The organism is Spongiactinospora gelatinilytica (assembly GCF_003236385.1).
GTDB classification, from domain to species: Bacteria; Actinomycetota; Actinomycetes; order Streptosporangiales; family Streptosporangiaceae; genus Spongiactinospora; species Spongiactinospora gelatinilytica.
The window spans coordinates 1-9,910 of sequence record NZ_POUA01000297.1 but is presented as its reverse complement, the minus strand read 5'-3'; the positions used below and the strand labels follow the sequence as shown (position 1 = coordinate 9,910).

At 70.7% G+C, this 9,910-nt stretch carries 10 protein-coding genes; 8 read left to right on the top strand and 2 right to left on the bottom strand.

Annotation, left to right across the window (positions count from 1 at the left end):
* The 5 genes from C1I98_RS41800 to pssA all read left to right on the top strand — a co-directional run.
* Window positions 1–291: hypothetical protein (locus C1I98_RS41800; protein ID WP_438672118.1), on the top strand; the 291-nt coding region annotated here is incomplete at its 5' end.
* Entirely contained in the window at window positions 284–1,378 is a 1,095-nt protein-coding gene (locus C1I98_RS28875; protein ID WP_111170560.1) for a glycosyltransferase family 4 protein, read from the top strand. The genes C1I98_RS41800 and C1I98_RS28875, both read left to right, overlap by 8 nt.
* Window positions 1,379–1,561: 183 nt before the next feature.
* Window positions 1,562–2,560, top strand: a complete 999-nt coding sequence (locus C1I98_RS28870) for a TerC family protein (protein ID WP_111170559.1) — start codon at window positions 1,562–1,564, stop codon at window positions 2,558–2,560.
* A gap of 119 nt (window positions 2,561–2,679) precedes the next feature.
* Entirely contained in the window at window positions 2,680–3,330 is a 651-nt protein-coding gene (locus tag C1I98_RS28865; protein WP_111170558.1) for a phosphatidylserine decarboxylase, read from the top strand.
* The gene (gene pssA, locus C1I98_RS28860) at window positions 3,317–4,168 is read left to right on the top strand and encodes a CDP-diacylglycerol--serine O-phosphatidyltransferase (RefSeq protein WP_111170557.1); all 852 of its coding nucleotides are present in this window, start codon (window positions 3,317–3,319) and stop codon (window positions 4,166–4,168) included. The genes C1I98_RS28865 and pssA overlap by 14 nt, the downstream gene beginning before the upstream one ends.
* Before the next feature lie 34 nt (window positions 4,169–4,202).
* Here the strand turns inward: pssA and C1I98_RS28855 are convergent, their stop codons facing one another.
* A complete protein-coding gene (locus C1I98_RS28855) occupies window positions 4,203–4,847 on the bottom strand; it encodes an MBL fold metallo-hydrolase (protein ID WP_111170556.1) in 645 nt (214 codons plus the stop codon).
* A 249-nt stretch (window positions 4,848–5,096) separates the two neighbouring features.
* On the opposite strand from C1I98_RS28855, the gene uvrA reads away from it, so the two are divergent.
* Window positions 5,097–7,937, top strand: coding sequence for an excinuclease ABC subunit UvrA (gene uvrA, locus C1I98_RS28850; protein ID WP_111170555.1), 2,841 nt, complete (start codon window positions 5,097–5,099; stop codon window positions 7,935–7,937).
* 95 nt (window positions 7,938–8,032) lie between these two features.
* Here the strand turns inward: uvrA and C1I98_RS28845 are convergent, their stop codons facing one another.
* Complete coding sequence (locus C1I98_RS28845; protein WP_233508280.1) at window positions 8,033–8,257, bottom strand: GNAT family N-acetyltransferase; 225 nt, start codon at window positions 8,255–8,257, stop codon at window positions 8,033–8,035.
* Window positions 8,258–8,658: 401 nt separating this feature from the next.
* On the opposite strand from C1I98_RS28845, the gene C1I98_RS28840 reads away from it, so the two are divergent.
* Both C1I98_RS28840 and C1I98_RS28835 read left to right on the top strand, forming a co-directional pair.
* Entirely contained in the window at window positions 8,659–9,099 is a 441-nt protein-coding gene (locus C1I98_RS28840) for a Rieske (2Fe-2S) protein (protein WP_233508279.1), read from the top strand.
* 186 nt (window positions 9,100–9,285) lie between these two features.
* Window positions 9,286–9,810, top strand: a complete 525-nt coding sequence (locus C1I98_RS28835; protein WP_111170552.1) for a Rieske (2Fe-2S) protein — start codon at window positions 9,286–9,288, stop codon at window positions 9,808–9,810.
* Window positions 9,811–9,910: the final 100 nt, after the last annotated feature.

Here is a 9,910-nt window from a genome sequence, read left to right as displayed (position 1 = left end):
GTGCTGCGGACGCGCGGGCGGGCCGCGCTGCGCGGGATGGGCAGGGCCGGGGCCGCCGCGCTGTTCGGCGGGCTGGCCGCGTACGCGGCGGGGGCCGGTGTGGTGGCGCTGTCCGGTACGCCCGCGGGGGTGTGGGCCAACGTGCCGCCCGCCCTGCTCGCGGGCCTCGCGGCGGCGGTGGCCGGCGGCGCGGTGGCGGTGCTGGTGGACCGACGCGACGCGCTGGCGGCCCTTGCGAAGGTACGGCCCGGCGGGCGCGGCGAGGCGATCGAGGAGCGAGTGGATGGATGACGCGCGGATTCTGCTCGTGCTGGGGACCAGCGCGGGCGGCGTCGGACGGCATGTGCGGACCCTGGCGTCCGGCCTGGCGCGCCGGGGGCACCGGGTGGCGGTGGCCGGGCCGCGCGAGACCCAGGAGCGGTTCGCCTTCACCGAGGTGGGCGCGGGCTTCCTGGCGGTGCCGATCGCGGACCGGCCGCATCCGGGAAGCGATCTGCGGGCCATGGCGGCGTTGCGCGGGGCGGGGGCGGACCTGGTACACGCGCACGGTCTGCGCGCCGGGGCGCTGGCCGCGCTCGCCCTCACCGGGAGGCGGGTGCCCGTCGCGGTGACGCTGCACAACGCGCTCACCGCCGGAGGAGCGGTGGGAGCGGTGTACCGCGCGCTGGAGCGGGTCGTGGCCAGGAGGGCCGAGGTGGTCCTGCCGGTCTCCCCGGATCTGGGGGCGCGGATGACCGGCCTGGGGGCGCGGCGGGTGGTGCCCGCCGTCGTCCCGGCGCCGCCGTTGCCGGCCGCGGGCCGTACGCCGGGACGGACCCGGGACGAGCTGGGCGTGCCCGCCGCTCGCCCGCTGCTGCTGACCGTGGCCAGGCTCGCCCAGCAGAAGGGGCTGGAGACGCTGCTCGACGCGGCCGCGGCGGTGCCGGACGCGCTGTTCGTGGTGGCGGGCGACGGGCCGCTGCGCGGGCCGCTGGAAGCCAGGATCGCCGCCGAGGGCCTGCCGGTGCGGCTGCTCGGCGACCGCGCCGACATCCCCGACCTGCTCGCGGCGGCCGACGCCGTGGTCGTGCCGAGCCGCTGGGAGGGCCAGCCGCTCAGCCTTCAGGAGGCGTTGCGGGCCGGCCGCCCGGTCATCGCGACCGCGGTGGGCGGGCTTCCCGGCATGGTCGGGGAGGCGGGGCTGCTGGTGCCGTACGGCGACGTCGCGGCGCTGGCCGGGGCGGTGCGGCGGGTCCTCGGCGAATCCGGCCTCGCCGCGCGGCTGGCCGAGGCGTCGGCGCGGCGCGGCGCGGCGCTTCCCGGCGAGGAAGACGCGGTGGTTGCGGCCCTGGCCGTCTACCGGTCTATCCTGGGGACGGCTTCGGGCCAGCGAGATTAGGTACCACCCCGCCTGTCACCTATACTGCGTGGGTTAGGGGGGGAGTATCCCTTTCGCGACTGTCTCGTCATCACGGTGCCGCCTCACCCCACGAGGCCCCCGGGGCTGTCGGTCCGCCATGCCTTTTCCGCGGGCGGGAGAGACCTCCGGCAGTCTGTCACGCACGCCGGAGGTTAATCTAACGTGGACGTATCCGTGTGGGCATGGGCCGCCGTGATCGGCGGCCTTCTTGTCGTGCTGGCCGTGGACCTCTGGATCGTGGACAGGGGAGAACCCCGAGAGTTCTCCATGCGCCAGGCCGGGTTCTGGGTCGGATTCTATGTGGCCCTCGCCGCCCTCTTCGGGATCGGCATGTGGGTGCTGGCGGGGGGCGCGAAGGCGGGTGAGTTCTTCGCCGGATATCTGACCGAGTACAGCCTCAGCGTCGACAACCTTTTCATCTTCTTCATCATCATGAGCCGGTTCGCCGTCCCCAAGGCGTACCAGCACAAGGTGCTGCTGATCGGCATCCTGATCGCCCTGGTGATGCGCGGCATCTTCATCGCGCTCGGTGCCGCCGCCCTGGCCAACTTCAGCTGGCTGTTCTACGTGTTCGGAATCTTCCTCCTCTACACCGCCTACGGCATCGTCCGCCAGCACGGCAAGGAGGAGGAGGTCAACGAGAACATCGTGCTGAGGTGGGCGCGGCGGGCGCTGCCGACCACCGACGACTACGTGGGCTCCAAGGTCACCGTCAAGGTGGACGGCCGGCGCATGGTCACCCCGATGCTGATCGTCATGATCGCGATCGGCACCACCGACCTGATGTTCGCGATCGACTCGATCCCGGCCATCTTCGGCCTCACCCAGGACGCCTTCATCGTCTTCACCGCCAACGCGTTCGCGCTGATGGGCCTGCGCCAGCTCTACTTCCTGCTGGGCGGTCTTCTGCAGCGGTTGGTGTACATCAGCTACGGTCTGGCGTTCATCCTGGCCTTCATCGGGGTTAAGCTGCTTCTGGAGGCACTGCACTCCAACCACGTCTCCTGGGCCCCCGAAGTGCCGATCTGGCTGTCCCTGACGGTCATCGGGGTCACCATGGTCGTCACCACGGTGGCCAGCCTGCTCAAGGCGCGCAGCGACGCGCGCAAGGGCGGTGACGTGGACGCTCCCACCAGTCCGCAGACCACTCAGCAGGGGTAGCCGACCCGGGGTGTCAGGCTCTTTGCTTGTCTCATTGCGCCAACTATGGGGTGTGGGATCGGTAACATCCTTCTGAAGGCGGCGACCAAATAGCCGGAAATCCTCACATAAGGTTCCCCGTGTCCCACGATTCAGCACGAACCACTTTCTCCCGTCGAGTGCGGCTGGCCCGCGGTGTCTCGCCCTGGCTCGGGCCCGTCGTGGCGGCCACCGCGGTGACGTCGCTTCTGACCCGCCGCGATCGCCGCTGGGCGTTCGCGGCGGCACCGCTGGCGGCGGTCACCGGTGGCATGCTCTGGTTCTTTCGCGACCCGGAGCGCGTCCCCGGGACCGCCCGCGTGCTGGCGCCCGCCGACGGCGTCGTACTGAGCGTCGACCCGCAGCCGGACGGCCGCACCCGAGTGGCGATCTTCATGAGCCCGCTCGACGTACACGTGAACCGTGCGCCTCTTGCTGGAACCGTCACGTCGGTAGAGCATGTCTCGGGTGGGTTCCTCCCTGCCTTCAACAAGGACAGCGAAGCGAATGAGCGCGTTGTGTGGCACTTCGACACCGCACTCGGGGACATCGAGCTGGTGCAGATCGCCGGGGCGATGGCCCGCAGGGTCGTGCCCTACTTGACGCCGGGGGCCAAGGTGGCGCGCGGTGAGCGGATCGGGCTCATCCGGCTGGGCTCACGGGTGGACACCTACCTGCCGGAGGGGATCATCCCTGCGGTGACCGTCGGTGAGAAGACCATAGCGGGGGTGACCGGACTTGACCACGGCTGACGCGGGGTGGCCGGTGGACGACGTCCACCGGGTGGACACCGCCGGTGAAGTCGACGACGAGCCGAAGGGGCCGGTGGGCAAGGCGTTCCGCCTCTCGGCCGCCGACTCGCTGTCGCTGGGCAACGCGCTGTGCGGTTTCCTGGCGGTGTGCGTGCTCGCCTGGTCGGCCATCAGCCAGCTCCAGGAGACCCGGACCTTCGCCCCCGACTCGCGCTACTTCGCCACCGCGGTGGTGCTGTTGCTGATCGGCGCCACCTGCGACCTGTTCGACGGCCTGGTGGCCCGGCGGTTCCGGGCCTCGGCGATGGGCGCGGAGCTGGACAACCTGGCCGACGTGATCAGCTTCGGGCTGGCGCCGGCGTTCATGGTGGTGATGTGGGCGGGGTTCTCCTCCGCGCTGCCGCTGTGGCTGGTGCTCGCCGCGGCCGGGTCGGTGCTGATCGGCGGCGTCGTACGACTGGCCAGATTCGCCTGCGTCAAGACCAAGAGCGGCGACTTCATGGGCCTGCCCATCCCGATGGGCGCGATGACGGTGGTGTCGGTGGTGCTGCTGTTCCCGCCGTCCTACTTCGCGTTGCTGGCCATCTTCGCGGTGGCCTGGCTGATGGTCAGCCGGATCGAGTACCCCAAGCCCAAGGGGCAGCTCGCCGCCGTGGTGCTCGCCTGGATAATGATCAACGTGGCCTGCCTCACCGTCTGGGCCGCCTGGCCGGAGGGCGGCGACACGCTGATCAAGGTGGGGGCCAGCATGCAGATCGCGCTGGTGACCGCCATTCCGCTGCGGGTGCTGATGTTCAAGCGCGAACAGCGCCGCGAGCAGCGGGCCCGGCTGGGCTGAGCGCCCAGGCGGGCCTGCGGCACCGCTGCCCGGGCTACCAGCCGCGGGCCTCCCACTCGGGCAGCGACGCGCGCTCGGCGCCCAGCGTGGTGTCCTTGCCGTGCCCCGGGTAGACCCACGTCGAGTCGGGCAGCCGGGCGAAGATCCGCTCTTTGACGTCGCCGAAGAGCCGGGTGAACCGCGCCGGGTCGCGTTCGGTGTTGCCCACTCCGCCGGGGAACAGCGAGTCGCCGGTGAACAGGTGGCCGTCCTGGTAGAGCAGCGCGATCGAGCCGGGCGTGTGCCCGCGCAGGTGGATCACCTCCAGCGTGAGCACCCCCAGCGTGACGTGGTCGCCGTGCTCGACCTCCAGCCCGGCGGGCACCGGCAGGTGCGGCGCGTCCAGCGGATGGGCGACCACGGTCGCGCCGGTCGCCCGGTGCACCTCCGCCAGGGCCTGCCAGTGGTCCTGGTGCCGGTGCGTGGTCACGATCTTGCTGATCGGCGCGTCGCCGATCCACTCCAGCAGCCGCTCCGGCTCGGCCGCGGCGTCGATCAGCAGGCCGTCGCCGGTCTCCTTGCAGCGCAGCAGGTAGGCGTTGTTGCCGAAGCCGCCCACCTCCAGCTTGCCGATCGTGATGTCGTCCAGCTCACGGACGTCGGCGGGGCCGCCCTGGCTGACGTCGCCGGTATAGGTCATGGTGATCCTCCTCGCTGCCGTCGGGGCGTACCGCCCACATGGTCCGCCCCATCCTCCCCCACCCGGATCATGCTCACCGGGCATAACCCGTCCCTTCCCCGCGTTGAAGCCAGTGACCTGCGCTGGGGTGTTGTGCGCCCGAAGTGTGTGGACGGCGCCGGCGGCCGTCGGCGAGATTTTGTCGGTGCCTCCCGCTAACCTGCCCGTGCAGCAGGATCGACCCTTCCAACCTCCTACATCGGGATCACCGTGGCTGATCGCCTGATCGTGCGTGGCGCACGCGAACACAACCTCAAAGACGTCTCGCTGGATCTGCCACGAGACTCGCTCATCGTCTTCACCGGCCTGTCCGGCTCCGGTAAGTCCAGCCTGGCCTTCGACACCATCTTCGCCGAGGGCCAGCGGCGCTATGTCGAGTCACTGTCGGCATACGCCAGGCAGTTCCTCGGTCAGATGGACAAACCCGACGTCGACTTCATCGAAGGGCTCTCGCCCGCGGTCTCCATCGACCAGAAGTCCACCAGCCGCAACCCGCGGTCCACCGTCGGCACCATCACCGAGGTCTATGACTACCTGCGCCTGCTGTGGGCGCGGATCGGCAAGCCGCACTGCCCGGCCTGCGGCAGGCCGATCGCCAGGCAGAGCCCGCAGCAGATCGTCGACCGGGTGCTGGAGCTCGCGGAGGGCACCCGCTTCCAGGTGCTCGCGCCGGTCGTGCGCGGGCGCAAGGGCGAGTACGCGGAGCTGTTCTCCCAGCTTCAGGCCAAGGGCTTCGCCCGGGCGCGGGTCGACGGCACGGTGGTGCGGCTTGAGGAGCCGCCCACCCTGAAGAAGTATGAAAAGCACGACATCGAGGTGATCGTCGACCGGCTGGCGGTCAAGGAGTCGGCCCGCCGCCGGCTCAACGACTCGGTGGAGACCGCGCTCCAGCTCTCCGGCGGCACGATCACCCTCGAATTCGTCGATCTGCCGGAAGACGACCCCGGCCGGGAGCGCTTCTACTCCGAGCATCTCTACTGCCCCTACGACGACATGTCGTTCGAGGAGCTGGAGCCGCGGTCGTTCTCCTTCAACTCCCCGTTCGGGGCCTGCCCCGAGTGCACCGGCCTCGGCACCCGCATGGAGGTCGATCCCGACCTGGTGGTGCCCGACCCGGACAAGAGCCTGGGCGAGGGCGCCATCTCGCCGTGGTCCAACGGCCACACCAGCGACTACTTCAACCGGCTGGTCGAGGCGCTGGGCAACGCGATGGGGTTCACCCTCGCCACGCCGTGGGGCCGGCTGTCCAAGAAGGCCCAGAAGGCGCTGCTCCACGGGCACGACGAGCAGGTCCACGTCCGCTACAGCAACCGCTACGGCAGGCAGCGCTCCTACTACACCACCTTCGAGGGGATCATCCCCTGGGTGCAGCGCCGGCACGCCGAGGCCGAGAGCGACACCAGCCGCGAGCGGTTCGAGGGCTACATGCGGGAGATCCCGTGCCCGGCCTGCAAGGGCGCGCGGCTCAAGCCCGTCACGCTCGCGGTCACCGTGAGCGACCGGTCCATCGCCGACGTCGCGTCGATGTCCATCGGCGAGTGCGCCAAGTTCCTGTCCGACCTCACACTGTCCGAGCGCGACGCGCAGATCGCCGCCCGGGTGGTCAAGGAGATCAACGCCCGGATGGGGTTCCTGCTCGACGTCGGGCTCGACTACCTCACCATGGACCGTGCGGCGGCCACCCTGGCGGGCGGCGAGGCCCAGCGCATCCGGCTGGCCACGCAGATCGGGTCGGGCCTGGTCGGCGTCCTCTACGTGCTCGACGAGCCGTCCATCGGCCTGCACCAGCGCGACAACCAGCGGCTGCTGGAGACGCTGATCCGGCTGCGCGACATGGGCAACACGCTCATCGTGGTGGAGCACGACGAGGACACCATCGCCGCCGCCGACTGGGTCGTCGACATCGGCCCGGGGGCCGGTGAGCACGGCGGGCAGGTCGTGGTCTCCGGCACCGTCAGCGAGCTGTTGTCCAGCGAGGAGTCGCTGACCGGCGCCTACCTCAGCGGGCGGCGGTCCATCGCGGTGCCCGCCGAGCGGCGCAAGCGCGACAAGAAGCGGCAGATCGTGGTCAAGGGCGCGCGGGAGCACAACCTGAAGGGCGTGGACGTCGAGTTCCCGCTCGGCGTCTTCACCGCGGTCACCGGCGTGTCAGGGTCGGGCAAGTCGACCCTGGTCAACGACATTCTGTACACCTCGCTGGCCAAGGAGCTGCACGGGGCGCGCACGGTGCCCGGCCGCCACTCCCGGATCAACGGGATGGACCTGGTGGACAAGGTCGTCCACGTCGACCAGTCGCCCATCGGCCGCACCCCACGCTCCAACCCCGCCACCTACACCGGTGTCTTCGACCACGTCAGGAAGCTCTTCGCGGCCACCAGCGAGGCGAAGGTGCGCGGCTACCAGCCGGGCAGGTTCAGCTTCAACGTCAAGGGCGGGCGCTGCGAGGCCTGCGCCGGCGACGGCACCATCAAGATCGAAATGAACTTCCTGCCCGACGTCTACGTGCCGTGCGAGGTCTGCCACGGCGCCCGGTACAACCGGGAGACGCTGGAGGTCCACTACAAGGGCAAGACCATCGCCGAGATCCTCGACATGCCGATCGAGGAGGGCCTGTCGTTCTTCGACGCGATCCCCGCGATCAAGCGGCACCTCAAGACCCTCAACGACGTCGGCCTCGGCTACGTGCGGCTGGGCCAGCCCGCCACCACGCTGTCGGGCGGCGAGGCGCAGCGCGTCAAGCTCGCCTCTGAGCTGCAGCGCCGCTCCACCGGCCGCACGGTCTACGTGCTCGACGAGCCGACCACCGGCCTGCACTTCGAGGACATCCGCCGGCTGCTCGGCGTCCTCGGCCGCCTGGTGGACGGCGGTAACACGGTGATCGTCATCGAGCACAACCTCGATGTGATCAAGACCGCCGACTGGGTCATCGACATGGGGCCGGAGGGCGGCTCCCGGGGCGGCACCGTCGTCGCCACCGGCACCCCCGAAGACCTGGCCCAGGTCGACGCCAGCCACACCGGCCGCTTCCTGCGCAAGATCCTCCCCGGCTGACCGGCCCGCTCTGTCCCGCCGCCCTCCCCAAGGGCGGCGGGGCCACCTGCGGCCCGCGCGCGGGGCTTCCCGGGCCGGTCGGGTGGGGGCCACGGTCATGGCGTGCCGTGCAGGGCGAGGAGGATGTGCTCGGCGGCGGCGTGGGCAACGATGCCCTGCCGCCGGAAACCGAGTCTTTCCAGCAGGCGCACCGAGGCGGTGTTGCCGGCGAAGGGATCGGCGTACAGCGGGCGGACCGGTTCCTCCTTGAGGAAGAGGGTCAGAGCCGTGGTGCCGATGCCGCGGCCCCAGTTCGGCCGGAGGCCGCCTTCATGGCCCACTGGACCGAGCGCATCCTGGCCGATCCCGCCGTCCTGGTGCGCACCATCGCGGTGGACGGCGAGCCGGGGGCCATGTCATCTCACGGTGGGGCGACGAGCGGCGTTTCATCGGATACCGGCTCGGCCGTTCCTTCGGTGCGAATCCCGCTCGCCGCGCCGCCTCCGGGTCGTGCTCCTGGGCCAGGAACACCTTCAGGTCGCTGCGCCGGACCGCCCGCAGTCGCACGCCCTCGCTCTCCGTCTCGCCCATGGGACAAGCATGGCCCCCGGCACCGACAGTTTCGCCGCGGCCGGTTTCGCCGCAGGGCCGGGAGAGGGCTGGATCCGGGAGCGAGGGGGGCGGTCAATACGCTGGTGCGAGCCCGGTTGATCGGGGGAGTTGCGAGGAGGGCCGCAACATCATGTCGGATTCGACGCGTGGTTTCGTCATGCCCGGACGCGATCTGACGCGCCGTGGCGCACTCGGCGCCGTGGGCGTGACCTGCGGGGCCGCCGTACTGGGGGCCTGCGGCTCGAACGCCCCCGCCACACCCGCCGTGCCGCCGGGGATCAAGGGGAAGGTCATCGCCAAGACCGCGGACATCCCGGTCGGTGGCGGCAAGGTGTTCGACGACTGGAAACTGGTGGTCACCCAGCCGAGCGCGGGGGTGTTCAAGGCGTACACCGCGACCTGCCCCCACGCGGGCTGCTCCGTCGGGAAGGTCGGGGACGGCGTGATCGAGTGCCCCTGCCACGGCAGCCAGTTCGCCATCGAGTCCGGCAAGTGCGTGGCCGGTCCCGCGGAGGCGCCCCTGGTGGCCTTCCCGCTGAAGGTGCAGAACGACGGCATCGTCGTCGGCTGACGTCGGTCACGACACCCTGCCCCTATCGGTAAATGTGCGTGGAACCGGGCAATCCGGCCCGAGCAAGCTGAACCATTCGGACGGTTTGATCCGTACGTCAATGTAAGGAAACAGCTTGGAGGGGCTTGTGAGGAACAGGTGGCGACACGCACCGAACGTCGGGTCCGGTCCTCGGGGAGGCGCGCGATGAGCGACCTCTCACCCGGGCGGGATGCCGCGCAGACGTACACAGGGGCCTCAGACCCCACGCGCCGCGTGCTGGTCGTGGGCGCGGGAGGCGCGGGCCTCGCGGCCGTGCTGGCGGCTTGCTCGTCGTACGGCGATCCCGGCGGCGCGGCCGGCACCGACTCGGCCACCGCGTCCGCTCCGCTGGCTCCGGCGACGAGCCAGGGCAGTGGCGACGACAGTGGCGAGGGCGGCGGCGCGGGCGGGTTCGCGCGGACGTCCGACATCCCCGAGGGCGGTGGCGCGATCTTCAAGGAGCAGCAGATCGTGGTCACGCAGCCCGGCGCGGGCGAGTACAAGGCGTTCAGCGTGACCTGCACGCACGAGGGGTGCGCGGTCGAGGACGTCAGCGGCGGGACGATCAACTGCGCCTGCCACGGCAGCAAGTTCAAGATCGCCGACGGTTCGGTGGCGGCCGGGCCCGCGACGAAACCGCTCCCGGAAAAGCAGATCAAGGTCGAGGGCGACGCGATCTCCCTGGCCTGAGCCGTGACGCATGCCCCTCGTCCGGGAAGGCGCACCGCCCTTCCGGACAGGGGCATGCGGCATGGGCGCACGCGGGGCGGGGGCGCGCGTGCGCCCATGC

Bases quoted from the DNA above. Each gene is read 5' to 3' on its own strand.
- C1I98_RS28875 (WP_111170560.1), top strand. From the start codon at position 284: ATGGATGACGCGCGGATTCTGCTCGTGCTGGGGACCAGCGCGGGCGGC.
- C1I98_RS28855 (WP_111170556.1), bottom strand. From the start codon at position 4,847: ATGACCTATACCGGCGACGTCAGCCAGGGCGGCCCCGCCGACGTCCGT.
- C1I98_RS28840 (WP_233508279.1), top strand. From the start codon at position 8,659: ATGTCGGATTCGACGCGTGGTTTCGTCATGCCCGGACGCGATCTGACG.
- C1I98_RS28835 (WP_111170552.1), top strand. From the start codon at position 9,286: ATGAGCGACCTCTCACCCGGGCGGGATGCCGCGCAGACGTACACAGGG.